Source organism: Myxococcus sp. MH1, assembly GCF_059738865.1.
The window spans coordinates 8,480,392-8,502,796 of the sequence record NZ_AP026947.1 but is presented as its reverse complement, the minus strand read 5'-3'; the positions used below and the strand labels follow the sequence as shown (position 1 = coordinate 8,502,796).

The 22,405-nt window shown below is 69.2% G+C and carries 19 protein-coding genes; 12 read left to right on the top strand and 7 right to left on the bottom strand.

What is annotated here, in order from left to right; translation table 11 throughout:
* Positions 1-68: 68 nt before the first annotated feature.
* From AC6JA9_RS33420 to AC6JA9_RS33405, 4 genes are all read left to right on the top strand, one after another.
* Entirely contained in the window at positions 69-1,160 is a 1,092-nt protein-coding gene (locus AC6JA9_RS33420; protein WP_497958371.1) for a hypothetical protein, read from the top strand.
* Positions 1,161-1,212: 52 nt separating this feature from the next.
* On the top strand, positions 1,213-2,766 hold the full coding sequence (locus AC6JA9_RS33415; protein WP_497958370.1) for a GspE/PulE family protein: 1,554 nt from the start codon (positions 1,213-1,215) through the stop codon (positions 2,764-2,766).
* Between the two features lie 103 nt (positions 2,767-2,869).
* The gene (locus AC6JA9_RS33410) at positions 2,870-4,006 is read left to right on the top strand and encodes a hypothetical protein (protein WP_497958369.1); all 1,137 of its coding nucleotides are present in this window, start codon (positions 2,870-2,872) and stop codon (positions 4,004-4,006) included.
* A gap of 48 nt (positions 4,007-4,054) precedes the next feature.
* Entirely contained in the window at positions 4,055-4,582 is a 528-nt protein-coding gene (locus tag AC6JA9_RS33405; RefSeq protein ID WP_141332062.1) for an FHA domain-containing protein, read from the top strand.
* A gap of 7 nt (positions 4,583-4,589) precedes the next feature.
* On the opposite strand, the gene AC6JA9_RS33400 is transcribed toward AC6JA9_RS33405, so the two are convergent.
* Together AC6JA9_RS33400 and AC6JA9_RS33395 are read right to left on the bottom strand one after the other, a co-directional pair.
* On the bottom strand, positions 4,590-5,345 hold the full coding sequence (locus AC6JA9_RS33400) for a DUF5953 family protein (RefSeq protein ID WP_223748059.1): 756 nt from the start codon (positions 5,343-5,345) through the stop codon (positions 4,590-4,592).
* Positions 5,342-5,998, bottom strand: a complete 657-nt coding sequence (locus AC6JA9_RS33395) for a DUF6310 domain-containing protein (protein ID WP_370640357.1) — start codon at positions 5,996-5,998, stop codon at positions 5,342-5,344. The genes AC6JA9_RS33400 and AC6JA9_RS33395 overlap by 4 nt, the downstream gene beginning before the upstream one ends.
* Positions 5,999-6,394: 396 nt before the next feature.
* On the opposite strand from AC6JA9_RS33395, the gene AC6JA9_RS33390 reads away from it, so the two are divergent.
* The 4 genes from AC6JA9_RS33390 (at position 6,395) to AC6JA9_RS33375 (ending at position 10,826) form a co-directional block, all read left to right on the top strand.
* Positions 6,395-7,576 carry a GNAT family N-acetyltransferase gene (locus tag AC6JA9_RS33390; RefSeq protein ID WP_497958368.1) on the top strand — a complete coding sequence of 394 codons (1,182 nt, stop codon included), beginning with the start codon at positions 6,395-6,397 and terminating at the stop codon, positions 7,574-7,576.
* A gap of 90 nt (positions 7,577-7,666) precedes the next feature.
* A complete protein-coding gene (locus AC6JA9_RS33385) occupies positions 7,667-8,662 on the top strand; it encodes an NAD-dependent epimerase/dehydratase family protein (protein ID WP_223748062.1) in 996 nt (331 codons plus the stop codon).
* A gap of 60 nt (positions 8,663-8,722) precedes the next feature.
* A complete protein-coding gene (locus AC6JA9_RS33380; RefSeq protein WP_223748063.1) occupies positions 8,723-9,580 on the top strand; it encodes a WGR domain-containing protein in 858 nt (285 codons plus the stop codon).
* A 34-nt stretch (positions 9,581-9,614) separates the two neighbouring features.
* Positions 9,615-10,826 carry a substrate-binding domain-containing protein gene (locus AC6JA9_RS33375; protein ID WP_223748064.1) on the top strand — a complete coding sequence of 404 codons (1,212 nt, stop codon included), beginning with the start codon at positions 9,615-9,617 and terminating at the stop codon, positions 10,824-10,826.
* Positions 10,827-10,835: 9 nt separating this feature from the next.
* Here AC6JA9_RS33375 and sitI6 read toward each other — a convergent pair whose 3' ends face one another.
* Positions 10,836-11,558, bottom strand: a complete 723-nt coding sequence (gene sitI6, locus AC6JA9_RS33370; RefSeq protein WP_497958367.1) for a SitI6 family double-CXXCG motif immunity protein — start codon at positions 11,556-11,558, stop codon at positions 10,836-10,838.
* A gap of 6 nt (positions 11,559-11,564) precedes the next feature.
* Complete coding sequence (gene sitA6 / locus AC6JA9_RS33365) at positions 11,565-12,236, bottom strand: SitA6 family polymorphic toxin lipoprotein (protein WP_426745289.1); 672 nt, start codon at positions 12,234-12,236, stop codon at positions 11,565-11,567.
* Between the two features lie 157 nt (positions 12,237-12,393).
* Between sitA6 and AC6JA9_RS33360 the strand changes: the two genes are divergently transcribed.
* Positions 12,394-14,211: a glycoside hydrolase family protein gene (locus tag AC6JA9_RS33360; protein WP_223781721.1), complete on the top strand. Its 1,818-nt coding sequence runs from the start codon at positions 12,394-12,396 to the stop codon at positions 14,209-14,211.
* Positions 14,212-14,232: 21 nt separating this feature from the next.
* On the opposite strand, the gene AC6JA9_RS33355 is transcribed toward AC6JA9_RS33360, so the two are convergent.
* The 3 genes from AC6JA9_RS33355 to AC6JA9_RS33345 form a co-directional block, all read right to left on the bottom strand.
* On the bottom strand, positions 14,233-15,123 hold the full coding sequence (locus AC6JA9_RS33355; RefSeq protein WP_497958366.1) for an aldo/keto reductase: 891 nt from the start codon (positions 15,121-15,123) through the stop codon (positions 14,233-14,235).
* A gap of 73 nt (positions 15,124-15,196) precedes the next feature.
* Positions 15,197-16,003 carry a M14 family metallopeptidase gene (locus AC6JA9_RS33350; RefSeq protein ID WP_497958365.1) on the bottom strand — a complete coding sequence of 269 codons (807 nt, stop codon included), beginning with the start codon at positions 16,001-16,003 and terminating at the stop codon, positions 15,197-15,199.
* Positions 16,004-16,090: 87 nt separating this feature from the next.
* Positions 16,091-16,540 (bottom strand): Spy/CpxP family protein refolding chaperone, encoded by a 450-nt coding sequence (locus tag AC6JA9_RS33345; protein ID WP_141325788.1) that lies wholly within the window; start codon positions 16,538-16,540, stop codon positions 16,091-16,093.
* A 339-nt stretch (positions 16,541-16,879) separates the two neighbouring features.
* Here AC6JA9_RS33345 and dnaE point away from each other — a divergent pair, with 339 nt between their 5' ends.
* The 3 genes from dnaE (at position 16,880) to AC6JA9_RS33330 (ending at position 22,403) form a co-directional block, all read left to right on the top strand.
* Entirely contained in the window at positions 16,880-20,431 is a 3,552-nt protein-coding gene (dnaE, locus tag AC6JA9_RS33340) for a DNA polymerase III subunit alpha (RefSeq protein ID WP_408889413.1), read from the top strand.
* A gap of 71 nt (positions 20,432-20,502) precedes the next feature.
* Positions 20,503-21,330, top strand: coding sequence for a crotonase/enoyl-CoA hydratase family protein (locus tag AC6JA9_RS33335; protein ID WP_223748071.1), 828 nt, complete (start codon positions 20,503-20,505; stop codon positions 21,328-21,330).
* A gap of 35 nt (positions 21,331-21,365) precedes the next feature.
* Positions 21,366-22,403, top strand: coding sequence for a prephenate dehydrogenase/arogenate dehydrogenase family protein (locus AC6JA9_RS33330; RefSeq protein WP_223748072.1), 1,038 nt, complete (start codon positions 21,366-21,368; stop codon positions 22,401-22,403).
* The last annotated feature ends 2 nt before the right edge of the window (positions 22,404-22,405 follow it).

Sequence of the window (22,405 nt, the reverse complement as noted above, 5' to 3'; positions counted from 1 at the left end):
TTCCTCACGAGGCCCGAGTGCCTGAGGAGGCAGCGCGTGCTCGTCGCGCATCGAGGGGGAAGCACAGGATGGCCGAAGCGAGGGCGGTACCGGTCTGGCAGACGCGACTGAAGGCGGACCCTCAGCGTCGCGCGCTCCATGGCGTCATGCTGCTGGTCTGGTGCGCGGTGGGGCTGGGGGGCCTGAAGCTGGGGCTGGACCTCCTCGTCGAGGTGCTTCGGGTGTCGTTCGACCCCGCGCCGATGGGCCTCCGTTCGGACATGCGCAACGTCCAGGCGGTGGGGCTGGTGCTCGGAGGCCTGGCGCTCATCGCCTTCCTCACGGTGTGGCTGGTGGTGGGCGTCCGCGTGGGGCGCTTCTTCCTGCGCTCGCTCTGGGGCGAGGACCAGGTCTCGATGGACACCCGAGGGGTGACGTGGAGGCGGTGGAACGGCCCTGGCAGCGAGCGGTGCTACCTGCCGTTCACCGAGGTGGCGGCCGTGCCGAAGCCCATCGGCGGCGTCGAGCTGCAACTGCACTCGGGACGCGTGGTCCGGCTGGCTTCACTGGGGCTGTCGTCGGAGCACGATGCGCTGTGGAAGATGCTGTGCACGCTCTCGGAGCTGGGGCCCACGCCGCTGGAGCCCGAGAAGAGCGTGCCCCGGGGGAAGGAGACCCTGACGCTCCCGGATGGCGTCGTGGTGCTGCGCGACGACCGGGGGGATGTGGCACGCAAGGCCTGGGTCCGCGGCGGGGTGGCGCTCCTGCTGATGTCCTCGGCGGCGATGGTGGGCTGGCGTCAGTCCATCGATGGGCTCACGGTGGAGGACACGCTGCTCGCGGTGGTGCTCGTGGCCGCGGCAATCTGGGCGGGGCTGAACGCGCTGCCCGCGCTCCAGGCGCGATGGGAGTGGGAGCTGCGCCCGGGTTCACTGGAGCGTGTCTGGCATGGCCTGGGGACTCCCGAGCGCGTGCGTCATCAGGTGAAGTGGCTCGAGCTGCGACGCACCGAGAGCGAACATGACGGGAGCACGTGGGAGGTGTTCTCGCTGTGGATTCGCACGGGCTCGGGCCAGATGGAGCTGTCCCAGGCGGGCTCGCAGCGCTCGCGCATGGAGCACCTGGGCGATTGGCTGGCGCCGCGCCTCGGCGTGCGGTTCAAGCGCGAGCTCGAGCGGTAGGGACGCCAGAGGATGGCGTTCCCCGGGACGAGGCTGCTAAGCCGGACGGGACATGGCCGAGGACACCCCCTCTCAGTTCGCCGAGCTCGCGCAGTTCACCCTGGACCGTGCCTCGCTCCGCCGGCTCCCCGAGTCCTTCTGTCGTCGCAACCAGGTCGCGGTGCTGGACAAGGTGGACCCTCAGGCCGACGGCGCGCCGGTGACGGTGGGCATGACGAACCCCGACCAGCCCTCCGTCCTGGAGCTCATCACCGAGTTCCTGCGCCGGCCGCTGCGCGTGGTGCGGCTCAACCCGTATGAAATCGAGTCCGCGCTGGAGGTGGGCTTCGGCGCGGGGCCGCGTGTCACCGCGGACGTGGTGCTGACGCCCGGCACGCGCATGTCGAATCCGCCCACCACGGTGGAGCTGGTGGAGCACGTGCTGGTGAGCGCCGTGGAGTTGAAGGCCTCCGACATCCACGTGGAGAGCTACTTCGACGACGTGGACCTGCGCTATCGCATCGACGGCATCCTCCACCAGTCGTACACGGACATCGACCCGCGCTCGCTGCCGGGCGTCGTCAGCCGGGTGAAGGTGCTGGCGGGACTGGACATCACGGAGCGCCGGCGCCCCCAGGATGGGCGGCTGCGCGCGCTCGTCGAGCGGCCCGAGGGTCGCAAGGTGGTGGACTTCCGCGTCAGCGTGGTGCCGAGCCCCGCGGGGGAGGACGTCGTCATCCGCATCCTCGACGCGAGCGTGGGGCTGGTGCCGGTGGCGCAGCTGGGCATGTCTCCCGCGATGCAGGCCGTCTTCCTGCAACTGCTGGCGAATCCGGAGGGACTGGTGCTCGTCACCGGGCCCACGGGCAGCGGGAAGACGACGACGTTGTACTCGGCGCTGGCGCAGCTGAACGACGGGCTGAAGAAGATCGTCACCGCCGAGGACCCCATCGAGTACTACGTCCCCAAGGTGAACCAGAAGCAGGTGACGCCGCAGATGCCGTACGCGACGTTGCTGCGCGCGCTCTTGCGCCAGGACCCCAACGTGATGCTGGTGGGCGAGGTGCGTGATCTGGAGACGGGCAGCATGGCGCTGACGGCCGCGGCCACGGGGCACGTGGTGCTGGGCACGCTGCACACGGCGGACGCGGTGGGCGCGGTGGCGCGCCTGCGTGGCCTGGGGCTCGACGACGTGGACGTGGCGGACTCGCTGCTGGCGGTGCTGACGCAGCGACTGGTGCGGCGCATCTGCGCGCAGTGCACCGTGGACATGCGGCCCACGGACGAGCAGTCGAAGCTGCTGGGGCGGCTGTTGAACGGCGTGCGCACGCAGGTGGGGCAGGGCTGCGCCGCGTGCAACCACACGGGCTACAAGGGGCGTCTGGGCATCTTCGAGCTCCTGGTGGTGGACCCGGACCTGCAGGACCTCATCGCCCGGGGGGAGCCCACGGTGCACCTGCGTCGGCACGCGCGGTCCCATGGGCTGCGCACGCTGGTGGAGGACGCGCTGGACAAGGTGGACGCGGGCATCACCACGGTGGCGGAGCTGGTGCGCGTGGTGCCCTATCGCCACATCCTCACCACGCGGGACGAGCGCTACGGCCAGGAGTCCGACGAGGAGGCATGAACGCGCTTCGTCGTCGCGGACGTGACAGCGGGGTGACAGACTTTTCATCGTGGGCACGGGCCTTTGTGACCGGGGCACACGGAGGCTCATCAGGAGGCATCGCGTGACGTGGCTCACCCAGGAAGGCGAGGTCTGGCGGGCGAGGTTCGGGCCCTCCGCGCACTCACGGGTGATGATGGGGCTCGGCTGGGTGTTCTGGACGGTGGGGTGGTTGGCGGGGGTGGTGGTGCCCGGCGCGGCGCTCGGGAAGCTGGTGCTCGCGCTGCTGAGGTCCGTCCCGCTGGCGGTCGATGCGCCGCAAGGCTTCACGTCGAGCTGGGGCGCGGTGCTGGCGGTGCTGTTCCTGGCGCTGTGGTTGTGCGTCTGGGTTCCGGTGGGCCTCGTGGCGCAGGTGGGGCTGCTGTGGGCGATGTTCGTGCGGGAGGAGGTGACGGTGGACCCGCGAGGGGTGACGCGCCGCTCGATGGTCGGTCCGTGGGGGCGGTCCACGCGGATCGACTTCTCCGGGCTCGTGGATGTGTATCTCCGACGTGAAGGCCAGGCGGTGATGGGGCTGCGGCACACGGGCGAAGAGGTGGCTTTGTCCCAGGGGGGAACGGCGGAGCAGCATCAAGCGCTGTGGGCGCGGATGCGGGAGGTGTCGGGGGTGGGGGGGCCCGTCTCGGAGCTGAAGCACGTCGCGCCGATGGGGCGGGAGGTGGTGGCCGTGGAGGGAGGTGTCTGGGTCCTGCCGGCTCGGACGACCCGGCTCCGCTGGGCCTGGGTGCAGGGGGTGTTGGGGATGGTGTTGCTGCTGTCGATGCTGCTCCTGGCCTGGCGGCAGCTCTTCGACGGGACGAGCGTCGTGGCCTTGTTGCTGATGGGGGTGCTGGGAGGGCTGGCGGCGTGGATGCTGCGGTTCGCGTTGTGGACGCTGCGAGGCGTCAATGCCTGGGAGGTGCGTCCGGGGGCGCTGGTCCGCAGGTCGCGAGGGCTGGGACGCATTCACGCGGTGCGCTATCCGGTGGAGCGGCTCGAGGTGACGCGGCGCCGTCAGGATTCGGAGGACGGAGGGGACATCGTGTTCTCGCTGTGGCTGCGGTCGGCCGACGGCTCGTTCGAGTTGATGCGGGACACGGTGGACCGGAGGCCGGTGGAGCACCTGGGGCACTGGCTCGCGCATCGGCTGGATGTGCCCCTGCGGCTCAAGGCGTTGGGGGAGGGGTGGGAGGATTCGGTGACGAGAAGACTCGACGCGTGACGGGGGGGCCCGCAGAATCGCGCGCGTGAGAGCGCTGGGGGAGTCGCGATGATGACGGTTCAGGAGTTGCGTGCGTTGAGCTCGCGGCTGACCGAGGCCTTCTTCTGCAAGCAGGTGGGGCCGTTCGTGTTGGTGCAGAAGCCGCCCAGTCCGGTGATGGCGCAGCTGGCGCTGAAGATGGGCGCGGCGCGCACGACGATGGCGCGGGACATCCCCAGCCTGGAGCGACAGCAGGTGGCGCTGTGGCTGCACTTCGACGCGCTCACGGTGGCGACGCTGCCGCCGGTGGGCGGACAGGACGTGCTCACGGTGGGGCGGCAGCCGGACTGCGACCTGGTGGTCAACGAGCCCTCGGTGTCCAAGCGTCACGCGAAGCTGTGCTGGTGGGGGCCGTCCGCGGGTTGCACGGTGGTGGACCTCAAGTCGAGCAACGGCACGTTCGTGAACGCCCAGGAGGTGGAGTCCGGGGGGGAGATGCACCTGCGGGACGGAGACCTGCTGGGGTTCGGCGACGCGACGTTCGCGTACCTGCTGGCGCCGTCCTTCTACGCGAAGATGAAGCGCGTCGGGACGTGAGGCGGAGTCAGCGTGACACGCGTCCGCCTATCTCCGGGAAGCGCTCGTAGGTTCGCAGGAGCGTCTCCAGGTGGGCGGGGCTGTCCAGGTCGAGCGGAGTCTCGGTGAGTTGCACGAGCCACCCGCCCGACTCCGTACGACGCGCTCGCGACAGCAACTCGGCGTCGAGCGAAGGGTCCGGGAATCCGAGGGCTCGCACGGCGTCCGCGGACCAGTAGTTCAACCATCCCAGGTGATAGGGAATCTCGGGCAGACGGATGTGCTGGAAGAGCTTCAGGGCAGGCAGTCCCCGGCGAGGCGCGGGTGGTCCCTCCCGTGTGGGGGCTGTCTGGAACGCGATGTCCAGTGTGGCGTCATCCGGTGTCGCATGACCCCAGAAGGCTTGTACGCCCTCGGCCACGGCTTCGAGCACGGCTGATGCGGCAGTGGCAACCGTCGCATCCAGCGGCAGCTTCGCATGGACCTGGAGTTGTGGCCGCCTCCCCGGGCTCACGTTCGCTGAGCGGAGGCGTCCCGAAATGATGACCGGGTGACGCTCGTCGCCGTTGCAGACGAACGGGAACTCGCCGCGCATGCCCGCTTCGGTCAACCACTCATCGCGTTGAGGCAGAGCGGCGAGCCGTCGGCTTTCGGTGACCGTCCGATCCAAGCGCAAGCCGGGCAAGGCGTGCTCCAGCCCCTGGACGGTGGCGAGCGGCCGTGGGTCGGCACCTGTGAGCGCCGGCGCGTAGACATTGAGGACGAGAGGGCTCTGCGGGGTCATCTCTGGCATCCCGTGACGACGATCGTGAAGTTGGATTCCTGTTTGAGCAGCGCGTCCCGGTGTGCCTCGGTGCTCACGCCGACGACAAAGTCGTATCCACAGTCGATGGCCGTGTCTCGCTCCTTGCTCAGTTGCACGAGTTCCTTCGCGAGCTCCTGCTCCTGGATGAAGCCATTGTATGTGTCGAAGCGGTGGGTCTTGATTTCCCACAGCACGCGCGCGCCGACTTGCAGTGCATCGAAGCGAATCCCGTTCACGCTCACGTCCATGCCGGGGTACCGATTGGGTGGGAAGCTGTCGGCACAGGCATTGTGGGCCACATCCTTGGAGGCACGTGGCACGGGAACGGGCTCGCAGTGGGGATGGCGCGAGCGGCCCACGGGCAGAGGTGGCACAGGCGGTTGTGCGCCCTGCTCCTCGGGGGCCCGCTCAGGCTTCCGGTTGCCTTCTGCTGCTCCGAGCGTCTGCGTCGTTCCGGAGGTATCTCCCGCTTCCTCGGCGTAGCGGTGTCGTAGCTCATGCACCTCCAGTGCATCGTGAATGGCCGCGGCGACCACCACGACACCCAGGACGATGATGGTGCCCACGATGATTTCGGGAGCCGCCAGGACACAGAGTCCGAGCGCCACGGCGGCGGCGCCAGTGGAGGCCACCGAGCATCTCCCCGTGGTGTCACGGAACTCGAGTCGTTCATGGTCAAGGGCCCGATAGCACCGCTCCGCGAGCAGGGGCCACGGCTGGGAGGCTTCGCGAACGGCGCACCGGCCCTGGTCCATCCACGGCAGCGAGGCCGCTCGCTGGAGATTGGCGAGCCGTGGGCTCCGGGACGTGCGCTCCCGAGGCTCAGGTGCCGACGTCGCGCAGGCCGACAGGAGCAGCACAACCACGGCGCAGGCGCCGAATCGCAAGGCGACGTCCTTTCGGGGGCAGGGTGCGCTCCATGCTACCGCCAGCGTCAGCCGCCTCGCGCCAGTTTCGTGAGCAGGAGGTGGACCGCCGGTAGGATGCCGCGTGGGCTCGCGGATGTGCCCGGCAGGAGGACATCAGACGTGGAAGCGACGTCGGACGACTTTGGACCGCCGAGAGACGAGCAGGAAATCTCCGCCGTGTCGGACATCTTGATGCATGCCTATGCCATGACGCCCGCGGACTGCGCCGCGTGGCGACAGCGCCTGGACTCCAACGACCTCCGACTGCTGCGCGAAGGTGGCAAGGTCGCCGGCACCCTGGTCTCCATCCGCAAGGGACAGTGGTTCGGCGGACGCAGCGTGCCCGTCGTCGGCGTGGGCGGCGTGGGCGTCTCCCCTGTCCACCGCGGACAGCGCACCGCCAGTCGACTGATGACCCGGCTGGTCCAGGAGGCCCGTGCCTCCGGCGCCGCGCTGTCCATCCTGTACCCCGCCACCCAGCCGCTCTACCGGCGCGCCGGCTACGAACAGGCTGGAGCCCGCTATGAGATCCGCGTGCAGATGGCCGCGCTCGAGATGGGCGAGCGCACGCTGTCACTCCGCGCCATCGAGCCGCGCGATGAGGCCGCCATCACTGCCTGCTACAACCGCGAGGCGAGCCTCCGCCCGGGCTGGTTGGACCGCAGCGAGTTCTCGTGGACCCGCGTGCGAAACCCCCGCTCCGAGCAGGTCCACGGCTATCTCGTCGAGGGTGCCTCCGGCATCGAGGGCTACGTCTACCTCGCGCGCAGGCCCCTCAAGGATTTGCGCCAGGAACTGGCCCTGACCGACCTGGTCGCCAGCACCCCGGCGGCGGCGCGCAGGCTCCTGCGCTTCCTCGGTGACCACCACTCCCTGGGCACGGAGGTCGTCTGGTACGGCGGCCCGGACGACCCGTTCCTCCTGCTCCTTCGCGAGCAGTCGTACACCGTGAAGGTCTACATGCACTGGATGGCGCGCGTGCTCGACGTGCGGCGCGCGCTTGAGTCGCGAGGCTGGACGCCGGGGCTGTCCGGCTCGCTGCACCTCGAGGTGGCCGACGAGCTGTTCGAGGAGAACCGCGGTCGCTTCGTGCTCGACGTCCAGGACGGCGTGGGCCGCGTGACGCGCGGAGGCGAGGGCCGGCTGAAGCTGGACATCCGCCAGCTCGCGACGCTGTACACGGGCTTCCAGTCCGCGGCCGCGCTGCGCTCGGTGGGGCTCGTGGAGGCGGATGACGCCTCGGTGCGCTCGGCGATGGCCCTGTTCGGCGGCCCCCAGCCGTCCCTGCGCGACATGTTCTGACACGGCAGGCCCGCCAGGGGCCCGGGTGGCTACCGCCCCGAGGGCAGGAGGTGGTAGGAGCCCGGGACCTCATTCGTGGAGGAGCGGTCCATGCGGGCGTTCGTCACCGGCGGTTCCGGTTTCGTGGGCAGGTATCTCCTGGCGGCGCTCAAGTCGCGCGGCGAGCCGGCGCGTGCCCTGGCGCGCTCGCCCGTCGCCATGTCCACCGTGGCGGCCGCCGGAGGCGAGCCCTTCGAGGGCGACCTGTCCGACGTGGACGTCCTCGCGCGCGGCATGCAGGGCTGCGACACCGTCTTCCACTCGGCCGCGCTGGTGAAGTCGTGGGCCCCTCGCGCGGAGTACTACGAGGCCAACGTGCGCGGCACGGAGCGCGTCCTGGAGGCCGCGCGCGCCGCGGGCGTGAAGCGCTTCGTGCACGTCAGCACGGAGGCGGTGCTCGCGGACGGCACGCCCCTGGTGAAGGCCAACGAGTCCTGGCCGCTCCCCGAGCGCCCCATCGGCGACTACCCGTCCACCAAGAACGAGTCCGAGCGCCGGGTGCTGAGCGTGAACTCGGCGGACTTCACCACCGTGGCGGTGCGGCCCCGGCTGGTGTGGGGGCTCGGCGACACGTCGGTGCTGCCGCAGATGGTGGACGCGGTGCGCACCAAACGTTTCAAGTGGGTGGGAGACGGGCGCTACCTGAGCTCCACCTGCCACGTGGTCAACTGCGTGGAGGGCATGCTGCTGGCCGCGGAGAAGGGGCGGGGCGGCGAGGCGTACTTCCTCACGGACGGGGAGCCCGTGGTGTTCCGGGACTTCGTCACCGCGATGCTCAGGACCCAGGGCGTGGACCCGGGCACCAGCACGATTCCGTACGGCCTGGCGGCGGTGGTGGCCACGGTGGCGGACCTCGTGTGGGGGACCTTCGGACTTCCGGGCCGGCCGCCGCTCAGCCGCACCGAGGTCCTGCTCATCGGCCGCGAGGTGACGGTGAGCGACGAGAAGGCCCGCCAGGAGCTGGGCTACGAGGGGCGGATGCCGCGCGCCATGGGACTGAAGGAGATGGAGGCGGCGTTCCAGGAGAAATCGTCACAGGCCGCCTGAGGCGCGCCGGGTGCGTGTGCGGTAGCCTTGTGGGCGGCCAGTGCACCGGGAGGATGGGCCATGCGTAGGTTCGAGTTCGTCGAGGGAACCAGCTCCAAGTTCTGGCAGCCGGAGGTTCAGGGCAACGTCTTCATCGTCACCTTCGGCCGCATCGGCACCGCTGGGCAGCGCAAGGAGAAGGCCTTCGCCGACGCCGCGAGCGCGCAGAAGGAGTACGACAAGAAGGTCGCAGAGAAGGTGCGCGAGGGCTACCAGGAGGTGACGGAAGGGGGCGCTCCCGCCGTCGCCGTGGCCGCGCCTCCCGCCGCGCCGAAGCAGACGCCGCTGCCGCGCCGCGTGCCCGTGGCCACGCCGACGCAGGCGACGCTGGACGCCGCCGCCGAGGCGCTCGCGGGGCTCCGGGCCCGCCTGGGCTGGCGCAGCTGGGAGGTCACCTCTCGCGCCCGTCGCGCGCGCAGGGCGCTCAGGGCCCTGGGCGGCGTGGACCCGGCCGCGCACGCGCAGCTGGCGCCCGTCTTCGAGGCGCTGATGAAGCGCGTGGTGGCGACTCCGAAGGAGGGGCGCTTGCCGCTGCGCCACGCGCTGGGGTTGTTGAGCGAGCTGGACGTGGCCGCCTTCAGCCGCGCGGTGGCGCTGTGGAAGTCCGCGCCGGAGTCGGGCGAGCTGGGCATGGTGCGTCGCGCGGACTCGCTGGGCGAGCCGGAGCTGGCGCTGCGGCTGGGGCTGCTGTTGGCGGAGCGCCCCGGGTTCAAGGGCAGCGCCTCCGAGGAGGGCTGGGCGAAGCGCTGGAATCAGTTGCGGCCGCACGTGGAGAAGAAGCTGTCCGAGTCCGGCGGCTCGCTGTCCGAGTGGGTCAAGGGCGTGAGTGCGGGAAGCGAGACGCCGCTGGCGGGACGACTCTCCCGGCTGGAGGCCTGAGGCGCGACATGCTGGATGGGGGACGCGGCGGCACATGACACCCAGGGTTCTCATCGTCGTCGGCTTCATCGCCGCGCTGGGTGGGGTTCTGTACCTGACCTCGGAGCGGGGGCCCCGGTCGACGGAGGTCCCGGAGGCGGGGACGCCGCTGCCCACCTCGGTGTCCCGGCCCTCGAGGCCGGGCAAGGTGGTGGACGTCACCTTCCTCTACAGCACGGAGAAGAAGGACTGGGTGGAGGCGGCGGCGCGGGACTTCGAGCGCGCGCACCCGTCCATCCGTCTGACGTTGGTGGGGCGAGGCTCGCTGGAGGCCGCGCAGGCCATCCTGGAGGGCCGCGAGCAGCCCACGGTGTGGAGCCCGGCGGACAGCGCGGTGTTGCGGATGCTCGCGTCGGACTGGGCGACGGACGCCACGCGTCGGCCGTTGTTCGCGGAGGCCGGTGAGCAGGCGCCGCGTCCGCTGGTGATAACGCCGTTGGTGTTCGTGGTGTGGGCGGACCGGGCGGAGGTGCTGCGCAAGGCGAGTGGTGGCGGCGCGGTGTCGTGGAAGGTCCTCCAGAAGGCGGTGACGAGCCCTCGGGGCTGGCCGGCGATTGGGGGCAAGGGGGAGTGGGGGTTGGTGAAGCTGGGCCACACGGACCCGACGCGCTCGAACTCGGGGCTGCAGGCGTTGCTGCTCGCGACGCTGGAGTACTACGGCAAGCGGGGTGGGCTCACGGTGGAGGACCTGCTGGACCCGGGGTACCAGGATTGGATGAAGGCATTGGAGCGGGGGGTGACGCGCTTCGAGGCCTCGACGGGGACCTTCATGGCGGACATGGTCCGCTTCGGGCCTTCGCGCTACGACATCGCGGTGGTGTACGAGAACCTGGCGATTGCGCAGGTGTCGCAGGCGCAGGGGCGGTGGGGTGAGCTGAAGGTGTCATATCCCGCGCTCACGTTGTGGAGCGACCACCCGGCGGCGGTGCTGCAGGGGGACTGGGTGACGCCCGCGCAGAAGGAAGCGGCGCTGGAGTGGCTTCGCTATCTGCACAGCCGGCCGGTGCAGGAGCGGGCGCTCCAGTTCGGCTTCCGGCCGGCGGACCCGGCGGTGCCGTTGAAGACCGAGGACCCGGACAATCCGTTCACGCGGCTGGCGTCCCACGGAGTTCAAGTGGACGTGCCGCCCGTGGCGGAGGTGCCCGAGGGTCCCGTGGTCAGGGATTTGTTGATGCTCTGGTCGCGCGTGCTGACGTCGGGCCGGTAGGGACAGCGTCTACCGCGTCGGCAGCGCGCGGAAGGTGAGGCCCTCCAGGGCGAGTTGGCTCACTGCATCGCGAAACCGCTCCGTGCAGATGACCATCGTGGCGAAGTCGCCCAACCGGAACAGGTCCGCCTCGGTGGGGAGGGTGGCTGCCTCCAGGATGGGCGCATCGGGCCAGCGGAAGGACTGGCGTCCGCAGGTTGCGCAGGCCGGAGGCGTGTCCGCGGGGAGGCTGCTCGGGTGCAGCCGGCCTGTCGGTCGAAGTTGAAGCTCCAGCAGCTCGGGTGGGTTCTTCTGCCGGTGTCGGAGCTCGGTGCGGCAGCCGACGAGTCCACGGACTCCGGCGGCGCGAAGTTGTTCCAGGACCTCCGACCGGAGGAGGAGTCTGATTCCTCCGACCCAGACCAGTGGACCGAAGGCGCCGAAGGCCTGACCCACCAGCGGGCCGAAGTGCGTGCCGGGTGGAAGCTCCGCTTGGGGAGGTAACAAGGGACGCACCAGCTCGCGCAGTCGGTTGAGCTCGGCGAGAGGTTCCGGTCGAGGTCGCTCGAATGCGCGGTGCTCGGCGAGGCCCGAGAGGTCGACGGAGGGATGGTCATGCCCCACGTCGCTCCAGGTGGCGCCGCACGCAGGGCACTTCACTCCGGGAAGTCGCCACCGATGCGTCGCATCGACTTCCCCGCCGTGCTTCGCGGTGGCCGCCCTGTCCTCGCCCAACAAGAAGTAACGGCTCATGCGTGCCTAGGCTCCTGGGCGGGAATAGTAGGGCTGGATGGGACCTCCGATGAGGTCGAATCGATGAATCAGCTCTCCCGCATGCCGGAAGATCTCCTCGGGACTTGCCCTGGGAGAGGTTCGGATGAAGTCACGCCACGCATCGTTCCAGGCTCCACCTCGCCCCGTGCCGTCATGGATTCGCCTGTGCACGTGAAGGGGAATGGGCATCGTGTAGCTGTGAATCTTGACGCCTTGTTGCTCGAACCAGTCGGCGAGGTCTCGGGCCTGGGGGAAGATGTGGTGCTTCTCCCATCGCCCCGGAGTGAGCTGGCGTGAAGGCGGAATGACCGTCGCTGGTGCGCCATTCCAGTTCGGGAAGACCATGACCGCGCCTGGTGGGAGTTGTTGGGCTCCGCCCCAGTTCCGCCTGGGCCCTCTGCCTGGAGCCGCGCTCGCCGCAGGTGGACGCGCCGGAGGGAAGCGCGCCAGCTCGATGTCTCCGGGAGCGCGTTCGCAGGGGTAGAAGCCGCAGGCTTCGCCCAGACACAGGAGGGAGACGCATTGGTCTTCCTCGGGTGTGTGGCATTCCACCTCGGCTGCGTCCCAGGCCTGCTGCATGGGTGGCTTGCCGAGGGTGGTGCAGCCTGAGAAGGACGCGAGGACCAACGCAACCAGAGGGGCGTGCAGGGTTCGCATGGGTTGGCATGGTACGAGGGGCATCTGTCATGCCCTCGAGAAGGAGGGCCGCGAACGGCGCTTCACATTCCCCTCGTCGTTCAGTGCCCCGCGTGCTGGGCGCCCTGGCTTCCGGATGCGCTCGCGACCACCTTGGCCGCAGGTGAGGGGAGGGGGCATGAGGGCGTTGGCATCCTGGACATGGAAGGTGTTGGGGTTGGTGTTGCTCCTGGGCGGAAGTGGGGCCCGTGCGTTCAATGACGCGGACGCGCTGAAGGTGGTGGGGTTCGCGCGGACGCAGCTTCGGAAGTCCGCGGCCGCCATGCCGAACGAGACGCGCTCTCCGAAGGCCTCACGCGCGGATGGGACGTGGACGACGGTGGCCAACACGGACGAGGTCGCGTGGACGCAGGGCTTCTTCCCAGGCGGCCTGTGGCAGCTCTACCAGGTGGGGCTGGAGCCCTCGTGGCAGAGCAAGGCCGACCGATGGACGCGGCCCCTGGAGGTGCAGAAGACGAACCGGAAGACGCATGACCTGGGCTTCAAGATGTTCCTCAGCTTCGGCAATGCCTACCGGCTCACCGGAGACGCCTACTACCGCAACGTGCTGCTGACCTCCGCCGAGTCCCTGGCGGCCCGCTACAACACGCGCATCGGCATCATCGACTGTTGTGACTGGAACTCCGCGTGGGACGTGCCGCTCGTCACGGACACGATGATGAACCTGGAGCTGCTCCTGTGGGCCTCGGCGAACGGCGGGCGCGCGGAGCTGCGCACCATGGCCGTCAATCATGCGCTCACCACGCTGCGAGACGCGGTGCGCCCGGATGGCAGCTCGTTCCACTATGTGGACTACAACGCCGCCACCGGCGCCATCCGCTCCAAGGGCACCTTCCAGGGGTACTCCACCAACTCCACCTGGGCCCGAGGCCACGCGTGGCTCATCCATGGGTACACCATGGTGTACCGATACACGGGGGACTCTCGGATGCTTGCCGCCGCGCGGAAGGTGACGGACTGGTACCTGTCGCGCGTGCCGACGGACATGGTGCCCAAGTGGGACTTCGATGCGCCAGGCACGCAGAAGGACTCCTCCGCAGCGGCCATCGTCGCCTCGGCGCTGCTGGAGCTGAGTCAGCTGGAGACGGATGCCGCGCGCAAGACGCGCTACCGCGACGCCGCCCTGCGCACGCTCGACACCCTGGTGTCTCCCGCGTACTTCGCGCAGGGCACCAACAGCCCGGGACTGCTGCTGCATGGCGTGGGGCACCTGCCCGCGAACCAGGAGGTCGACGTCAGCCTCATCTACGGCGACTACTACTTCCTGGAGGCGGTGCTGCGCTTCAATCCCAACCCTCCGTACCCCTGGTACTCGAAGCTCTCCTTCTTCGAGAGCCAGCACCGGCTGGGCAGTGGCAACACCGGCGTGCGCACCATCGAGTTCGACGTGACGCCGCTCGCCTCCCGGCAGGATGGAACCATCGGCTACACGGACAGCTCCACCTCGGTGACGGACTACGCCTCGCTGAACATGACGGTGCGCATGAACCTGGAGGGGTACTTCGACGTGCGCAATGCAGGCGCGTATGCGTCACTCAGCCGGGTGCCGTATGTCAATGGCCGCACGTACCACGTGCGCATCCTCGCGGACCTGCCCGCGCGTCGCTACAGCGTCTGGGTGCGGCCGCCTGGAGGCAGTGAGGTGCAGATTGCGAACCGGTTTGTCTTCCGCACGGGGGCGCCGCCCATCGACGACCTCGGCCGCGCCTCCGTCCGGACCCTCATCGCGGACAGTGACTTCCGCGTCCTGAATCACCAGGTGAGGGCTGGCGTCACGGCGTCCGTGAGTGACGAGTCCACCGAGGCCCTGAGCGATGCCGAGGAGTCCTTCGGCTGTGGGGCGACCCCCGGTCGGGCCACGTCATCCGGAGTGCTGACCGTGCTCGGCGTCATGGTCCTGCTTCAGCGGAGCCTCTCGACGAGACGGCGACGCTGACCCGTGACAGGGGTGGGGCGCTCAAATCACCCCGTCCCATCCCTGGTCATGGCGGCGGAACACCCCGCGCAGCCCGGCGACCTGTGACTCGGCAAGCGGCCCCCTGGACAGGATGTCCAGGTTGCGCCGCAGCCGTGACGCCTGGGTGGTGCCGACGATGCACGCGCTCACCCCGGGGGCATGGGCCGCGAAGCGCAGCGCCAGCTCATCCCACTCGAGCCCGCCCAGGTCCACCTGCATCGCCCGCATCCTGTCCCAGTACTGCCCCACGTCGTGCGCCTGGGGCCGCGTGTCGTGGCGCCAGGCGGCGTTGCCCAGGGGCCGCTTGGCGATGACCCCCACGCCCATCCCCGCCGCGCGCGGCACCGCCCCCTCCAGCGCCCGCTGGTCGAACACATTCACGGAGGTCTGCACGCAGCCGAAGGCCCCGTTGGCCAGCGCCACCTGGAGCGCGGCGTTGTCCCCCGAGTACGCCGCCACGCGCACCTTGCCCTGGGCGACCGCGCGCCGCAGGGCGTCCACCAGCTCCGTGCGCCGCAGCACCTCCTCGGGACACGAGTGAAGATGCATCACGTCGACGTAATCCGTCCGCAGCCGCCGCAGCGCCTGGTCCACGCCTCGCGTGATGCACTCGGGCGTCCAGTCCTCCACCCCCGGCACGCCGTAGCCACACTTGGTGGACAGGACGACGTCGCCCCGGCGCGCACCGAGGAACCGGCCGATGCGCTCCTCGGACGCGCCGTAGCTCGGCGCCGTGTCGATGAGGTTCACCCCCGCGTCCAGCGCGCCGAGCAGCAGTGCCTCCACCGCCCGGTCCTCCAGCTCCGCGCTCCCCAAGGGCCCCGCGCCCAGCCCCAGCGCGGACACCTTCAGGCCCGTCATCCCCAGCGGACGGCGCTCCAGACGTTGCACGGTGACAGCCTCCTCGCGCGACCCGCAGGGAACGGACCGGCGAGCCAGCATGTCACGCCGCACGTCGCGTCGGTCAGCGCTCCTTGCGCGCGGCCAGGTCGATGAAGCCCCGGATCCAGGCCAGGTTCACCTGGTGGCACGCGTCCAGGCTCGTGGGCGTGGTGGTCTCCAGCGCCGCCGTGTACGGCACGCCCTGGCGCATGTACCAGTCCGTCACGCTGCCGTCGTGGTACCAGATGAGGCCCGCGTCATCGGTGAAGTTGTTCTCGTCCACCTTCTGGTTGCGAATCACCGTGGCGTGCTTCGACGCGGCGTCGACGAGCGGCAGGTACGCGGCCTTGTCCCCGAAGACGTACGCATATGTCGCGGCGCCGCCCAGGTAGTTGTCCTGGTGGATGTCCAGCGCGGCGTTCGGCGCGGGCCAGCGCGCCAGGTCCGCGCGCACCGCCCGCGTCTCCTTGGGCCCGCCGTCGTAGAGCGCCCAGCGCAGGTGCGCCTGGCCGGGGTTCAGCTCTCCGCGCCACTCGCCCGGCGCCACCTCGTAGCGCATGAAGTCGTTGTTCGGCTTCTCCCCGCTGCGGTTGTAGCGGGTGCCGTCCTCGAAGCCGGAGGGGTTGATGCACGGATACACGCGCAGCCCCACGCCGCGCTCCTTCGCGTAGGCCACCACCTCCGGCAGGCGCTCGGCCAGCGTGAGCGGACCCGCGGGCTCCTCACCATGGAAGCCGGAGGTGATGACCAGCCAACGCTCACCGGGCACGGTGATGCGGAAGAGCGGGTAGGTCTTCCCGCCCTCGATGACGTGTCCGTATTCGGCCACTTCACCGAGGTTCTCGAAGGAGCGGATGCGTTGCGCGTAGTCGGTGTACCGGTATCTCACGCTCCCAACCTATGCGCGGCGCGCCTCGTCGCCTACCCATTCCTACCCGCGGGCAGACGAAGGCCGTTGAGTGGGGGACGCGGCTCCTCACTCCAGGCCGGTGCGCTCGCGGAACTCCGTGGCCAGCGCCTTGCGCTGCTCGGGCGTGAGCGTGCCGTGCACCTCCAACGCGGCGTCCGTCGCCTGGTGGGCGAACGCGCGCAGGGCCTCGATGCGCTCGTCCACCAGCGCGTGCAGCCGCTTCGCGTCGGGCGTGGCGGACTCCAGCTGGCCCACCACTTCCGAGCGCACCCCGCGCTGCTCCTCGGCCAGCTTCGCGCCCTGCTCGAGCATGCGGTCCTTCACCGCGTGGATGGACTGACGCTGGGCCTCCGTCGCGTCCAGGTCATCCAGCTTGTCGTTGAGCTTCCACGTCACCACCTGCTTGATGCGCTCGGGGTTGTGGCCCCAGCCGTGGTGCCCTCCGCGAAAGGCGAAGCCGCTGAGCAGCACGACGGCGACGACGGCGGAACTGGCGATGGCGAGCTTCTTCATCATGGTCTTCTCTCCGGCAAGGGGCGCGCGGAAAGCGGCCCCGGTGGCTGCGCCGTACTGGCGACGCTGCCCAATGTGCCGGCCGGGTTTTGGGCGCGCTTGTACCGGGCGTGAAGAAACATGAAGGCCCGTGCGCCCCCGGAGTTCCGCCCCGGACGTGCTCGCCTGGACGCCGGGTGGGGAGGCGCGCGGAGTCAAGTTCTCCGAGGGCCCCGGGCCGCCATTTTCCGACGGGGACACGACGGCGCAAGAGGCCGATTTTCCGGCCTCCAGGGCCCCTCGCGCGCGGGGCGCACACTGGACTGGCGAGCAGGGGGCGAGGGCCATACTGTTCGCCTCACCATGTCCTTTACCCACCTGCACCTTCACACCCTGTACTCACTGCTCGATGGGGCCATCCGGATGAAGGACCTCATCAAGACGGTGAAGGAGAAGGGGATGACGAGTGTCGCCGTGACGGACCACGGCAACATGTTCGGCGCCATCGACTTCTACAAGAAGGCGAAAGACGCGGGCATCAAGCCCATCCTCGGCATGGAGGCGTACGTCGCCGGTCCCAAGGGGCGTGAGGACCGCTCGGAGAAGGTCTCCCACCACCTCATCCTCGTGGCGAAGAACGCGGAGGGCTACGCCAACCTGCGCTACCTGTCGTCCACGGCGTACATGCAGGGCTTCTACTACCACCCGCGCATCGACAAGAAGGTGCTCGCCGACCACAGCAAGGGCCTGTTCGCGCTGACGGCGTGCCTGGGCGGCGAGGTGACGAGCGCGTGCTTCCGCGGGGACATGGACCACGCCCGCCGCGCGGCCCAGGAGTACAAGGACATCTTCGAGCCCGGGCACTTCTTCCTGGAGGTGCAGTCCAACGGGATGCCCGAGCAGGACAAGGCCAACGAGAACCTGATGCAGCTGTCGCGGGACCTGGACATCCCGCTGTGCGCCACCGCGGACGCGCACTACATCAAGCGGGAGGACGCGCGCGCACACGAGCTGCTCATGTGCATCGCCAGCGGCAAGACGCTGGCGGACAACAAGCGCCTGAAGCACGCCACCGACAAGCTCTACGTCACCAGCCCCACGGAGATGCTGGAGTTCTTCAAGGACACGCCCGAGGCGGTCCACAACACCCAGCGCATCGCCGAGCAGTGCAACCTGGAGCTCAAGCTGGGCAAGCCCATGCTGCCCACCTTCAAGGTGCCCGACAGCCACACGCCGGACAGCTTCATGGCGGAGCTGGCCTACGAGGGCCTGCGCGAGCGCTTCAACGAGCTGGCGGCCACGGTGACCTACCCCATCGACCGCGAGCAGTACCAGGCGCGCCTGTCGCTGGAGATTGGCGTCATCCAGAAGATGGGGTTCAGCGGCTACTTCCTCATCGTCCAGGACTTCATCAACTGGGCGAAGAAGATGGGCATCCCCGTGGGCCCGGGCCGTGGCTCCGGCGCCGGCAGCCTGGTGGCGTACGCGCTGCGCATCACCGACGTGGACCCCATCCCGTACAACCTCCTGTTCGAGCGCTTCCTGAATCCGGAGCGCGTGTCGATGCCCGACTTCGATATCGACTTCTGCCAGGACCGGCGCGACGAGGTCATCCAGTACGTCGGCCGCAAGTACGGCGAGATGAACGTGGGGCAGATCATCACCTTCGGCTCGCTGAAGGCCAAGAGCGTGCTGCGCGACGTGTGCCGCGTGTTCGCGCTGCCGTTCAGCGAGGGAGATCGCATCGCGAAGCTGGTGCCGGAGGTGCTCAACATCACCTTGAAGGAGGCCATCGAGATGGAGCCTCGCCTCAAGGAGATGATGGAGAAGCCCAGCAACATCGGCGAGGTGGAGGGCAAGCCCGTCACGACGAAGGACGTGCTGGAAATCGCGCTCGCGCTGGAGGGACTGCACCGCCAGCCCGGCATGCACGCGGCCGGCGTGGTCATCGCCGACAAGCCCCTGTGGGAGTTCGTGCCCGTCTACCAGCCGCCGGGTGAGAAGACGCTCATCACCCAGTTCGCCAAGGACGAGGTGGAGGCGGCGGGGCTGGTGAAGTTCGACTTCCTCGGCCTGAAGACGCTCACGGTGATTCAGCACGCGCTGGACCTGGTCAAGCGCAACCACGGCAAGGACATCCCCCGGCACGAGATTCCGCTCAACGACGACAAGGTCTGGGAGCTGATGGCCAAGGGCGACACGGCCGGCGTCTTCCAGATGGAGTCCAGCGGCTTCACGGAAATGGTGGTGAAGCTCAAGCCGTCCTGCTTCGAAGACGTCATCGCCGCCGGCGCGCTCTACCGCCCGGGTCCGCTGGACTCCGGCATGGTGGACGTCTTCATCAACCGCAAGCACGGCCGCGAGAAGGTGTCGTATCCGCACCCCGCGCTGGAGCCGGTGCTCAAGGACACGTACGGCGTCATCGTGTACCAGGAGCAGGTGATGCAGATCTCGCAGGTCCTGGGTGGCTACACCCTGGGCCGCGCGGACCTGCTTCGCCGCGCCATGGGCAAGAAGAAGGCCGAGGTCATGCAGGCCGAGCGCGCCGGCTTCCTCGAGGGGTGTGCGAAGAACAGCGTCGACCTGAAGGTCGCCGGCGAAATCTTCGACCTGATGGAGAAGTTCGCCGAGTACGGCTTCAACAAGAGCCACTCGGCGGCGTACGGCCTCGTCACGATTCACACGGCGTGGCTGAAGGCCCATTACCCGTGCGAGTTCATGGCGGCCCTTCTCTCCAGTGAGAAGGACAACACGGACAAGGTGGTGAAGCACATCGGCGAGGCGCGCGAGTCGGGCCTGCAGGTGTTGCCGCCGGACGTGAACCAGTCGGACCTGCAGTTCGGCGCGGTGGACGGGAAGATCCGCTTCGGGCTGGGCGCCATCAAGGGCGTGGGCGAGGGCGCCATCGAGTCCATCCTGGACGCGCGCAAGGACGGGCACTTCAAGAGCCTGTTCGACTTCTGCGAGCGCGTGGACAGCCGCAAGGTGAACCGCAAGGTGCTCGAGGCGCTGGTGAAGGCGGGCTCGTTCGACTTCGAGAAGCGGCCGCGTCGGCAGATCTTCGACACCATCGAGAAGGCGATGAACCGCGGCTCGGCCAGCCAGAAGGACAAGGCGGCGGGGCAGAGCTCGTTGTTCGGGATGCTGGCGGGGCCGGCGACGGGCGGGGCGGGGCTGAAGGACGACTACGTGGTGGTGGAGGAGTGGTCGGAGAAGGAGCGGCTGGCGCTGGAGAAGGAGGCCATCGGCTTCTACGTGTCGGGCCATCCGCTGCATCAGTACGACAAGGAGCTCAAGCGCTACGCGAAGCCGATTACGGCGGTGCAGCGCGCGCGCAAGGACGACAAGCTCACGGTGGCGGGGGTCGTCACGGTGCTGCGCGAGCGGCCCACGAAGACGGGCAAGCGCATGGCGTGGGTGACGATTGAAGATTTGTCGGGCTCCATCGAGCTGGTGTGCTTCCCGGGCAAGGAGGGGACGCGCAGCGTGATGGGGAGCAACGGCAAGTGGACGAAGCAGGGGCCCAAGCCGGGGTTCGAGAACTGGGAGCACCTGCTGAAGTCGGACGACCCGATTCTGGTGACGGGGACGGTGCAGATCAGCCAGCGTGACGAGGACTCGCCCACGCCGGAGCTCATCGTCGACAACATCCAGAGCCTGAAGGAGGTCCGTGAGAAGCGCACCAAGCGGCTGGAGCTGCGGGTGCCGGCGGACCTGCTGACGGAGGACCGGGTGGCGAAGCTCAACGAACTGGCGAAGAAGTACGCGGGGGCCACGCCCGTGGCCGTCAGCGTGCTGTTCCCCGGTGAAGCGGAGGCGCTCATCGGGAACACGTCCCTGAAGGTCCAGGTGCATGACGACCTGCTGCTCGCCGTGGACCGACTGTTCGGGATGAAGGTGGTCGAGTTCGGCTGATGAAGGGGCGCTGTCACGCGCCGCTTTCGCGTGGGTGAGGTACGGTGCGCTCACTCTCGCGGGAGGTCGTGATGGACGCCACGTACAAGTCGCTGCGCATCGAGAAGGCGGATGGAGTCGCCGAGGTGGTTCTGCTGGGCCCTGGGCGTGGCAATGCCATGGGCCCGGACTTCTGGCGGGAGATGCCGGAGGCCATCCGCGCACTCGATGACGATGACTCCGTCCGTGTGGTGCTCGTCCGTGGCAACGGCGACCACTTCACCTACGGCCTGGACCTCATGGGCATGATGGAGTCCCTGGGGCCGCTGCTCACCGGCGACAACAACCTCGCCCTGGAGCGCACCCGGCTGCTCAAGCTCATCGGCGACATGCAGCAGGCCACCGAGGGAGTCGCCCGCTGTCGCAAGCCCTTCATCGCCGCCGTGCACGGCTGGTGCATCGGCGGAGGCATGGACCTCATCGCCGCGTGCGACTTCCGCTACTGCTCGCGCGACGCGAAGTTCTCCCTTCGCGAGGTGAAGGTCGGCATCGTCGCGGACCTGGGCGCTCTCCAGCGCCTGCCTCGCATCATCGGCGAGGGCCACACCCGCGAGCTCGCCTATACCGGCGGCGACGTGGACGCCGAGCGCGCCCTTCGCATGGGCCTCGTCAACGAGGTGTTCCCCTCCGCGGAGGAGATGCTCACCCAGGCCCGTGCCACCGCGCGCCGCATCGCCGACAATCCGCCCCTCGTCGTCCAGGGCGCCAAGCAGGTCATGGAGTACTGCGCCGACAAGTCCACCGCCGACGGCCTGCGCTACGTCGCCGTGTGGAACTCCGCCTTCCTCCAGTCCCACGACCTCGCCGAGGCCTTCTCCGCCTTCGCCGAGCGCCGCCCCGCCAGGTTCCTGGGCCGCTGAGTCCACCGACGTCCAAGTCTCGGGAGTCCCTCGGAATGACGGAGACGGTTGGCTTGCTGGGCTATGGGCGCTTCGGTCGCGCCCTCTCGGGGCTGCTCGCGGACGCGGACATCCCCCACCGCGTCCATGACCCGAAGCTCGATGAGGTCCCTCCCAAGCTCCAGGCCGGCTCGCTCGCGGAACTGGCCACTCGCTCCTCGCTGCTCGTGCTGGCGATGCCCGTCACCGCCATGCACGACGCGCTGACCTCGCTGCGCCCCTTGCTGTCCCCCACCCAGCTCGTCATCGACGTGGGCAGCGTGAAGGTGAGCCCCGTGCAGGCGCTTGCCTCCGTCCTGGGACGCGACATCCCGTGGGTGGGCACGCATCCGCTCTTTGGCCCCGCGAGCCTCGCGCGCGGTGACGCCCGGCGCACCGTGGTGTGTCCCAACTCGCTACACCCCGAGGCCGCACAGCGGGCCCGCGCGCTGTTCGAGCGGCTCGGCTGTGAAGTGACGGAGATGACTCCCGAGGCACACGACGCGCTGATGGCTCGCACGCATGTGCTCACGTTCTTCCTCGCGCACGGGCTCGTGAAGGCCGGAGTGGGGAAGGGCATCCCCTTCGCGCCGCCCAGCTTCCAACCCGTGGCCCGATTGGAGGAGTACGCACGCACCGAGGTGCCCCACCTCTTCAACGTCGTGCAGTCGGAGAACCCCTACGCCCGCGAGGCTCGCGCGGAGCTGCTCGCGGCCCTCACCGAACTCCACCAGGGACTCGAGGCCTCCGCGAAGGCCGTGCGCAGCCCCACCGCGCCTCCCGCCCTGCTCGACGTGCGCCAGCGCATCGACCAGGTCGACCGTGAGCTGGTCTCACTGCTCGCGCGCCGCGCTCGACTCGTCCAGGACGCGGCCCGCGTGAAGTCCGAACACGGGCTCCCGTTCCCCGACGCCGAGCGGGAAGCCTCCATGCTCGACACCCGACGCGCATGGGCCGAGCACGACGGTCTCCACACCGGCTCCATCGACGAGGTCTTCCACGCCGTGCTGCGCCTGTGCCGCGACACCGTCACCCAACCCGAAGAGGAGCCCTGACC

Excerpts from the sequence above, each read along its gene's own strand:
- AC6JA9_RS33420 (WP_497958371.1), top strand. The coding sequence starts at position 69 with ATGGCCGAAGCGAGGGCGGTACCGGTCTGGCAGACGCGACTGAAGGCG.
- AC6JA9_RS33415 (WP_497958370.1), top strand. The coding sequence starts at position 1,213 with ATGGCCGAGGACACCCCCTCTCAGTTCGCCGAGCTCGCGCAGTTCACC.
- AC6JA9_RS33405 (WP_141332062.1), top strand. The coding sequence starts at position 4,055 with ATGATGACGGTTCAGGAGTTGCGTGCGTTGAGCTCGCGGCTGACCGAG.
- AC6JA9_RS33400 (WP_223748059.1), bottom strand. The coding sequence starts at position 5,345 with ATGACCCCGCAGAGCCCTCTCGTCCTCAATGTCTACGCGCCGGCGCTC.
- AC6JA9_RS33385 (WP_223748062.1), top strand. The coding sequence starts at position 7,667 with ATGCGGGCGTTCGTCACCGGCGGTTCCGGTTTCGTGGGCAGGTATCTC.
- AC6JA9_RS33380 (WP_223748063.1), top strand. The coding sequence starts at position 8,723 with ATGCGTAGGTTCGAGTTCGTCGAGGGAACCAGCTCCAAGTTCTGGCAG.
- AC6JA9_RS33375 (WP_223748064.1), top strand. The coding sequence starts at position 9,615 with ATGACACCCAGGGTTCTCATCGTCGTCGGCTTCATCGCCGCGCTGGGT.
- sitI6 (WP_497958367.1), bottom strand. The coding sequence starts at position 11,558 with ATGAGCCGTTACTTCTTGTTGGGCGAGGACAGGGCGGCCACCGCGAAG.
- sitA6 (WP_426745289.1), bottom strand. The coding sequence starts at position 12,236 with ATGCGAACCCTGCACGCCCCTCTGGTTGCGTTGGTCCTCGCGTCCTTC.
- AC6JA9_RS33360 (WP_223781721.1), top strand. The coding sequence starts at position 12,394 with ATGAGGGCGTTGGCATCCTGGACATGGAAGGTGTTGGGGTTGGTGTTG.
- AC6JA9_RS33345 (WP_141325788.1), bottom strand. The coding sequence starts at position 16,540 with ATGATGAAGAAGCTCGCCATCGCCAGTTCCGCCGTCGTCGCCGTCGTG.
- dnaE (WP_408889413.1), top strand. The coding sequence starts at position 16,880 with ATGTCCTTTACCCACCTGCACCTTCACACCCTGTACTCACTGCTCGAT.
- AC6JA9_RS33335 (WP_223748071.1), top strand. The coding sequence starts at position 20,503 with ATGGACGCCACGTACAAGTCGCTGCGCATCGAGAAGGCGGATGGAGTC.
- AC6JA9_RS33330 (WP_223748072.1), top strand. The coding sequence starts at position 21,366 with ATGACGGAGACGGTTGGCTTGCTGGGCTATGGGCGCTTCGGTCGCGCC.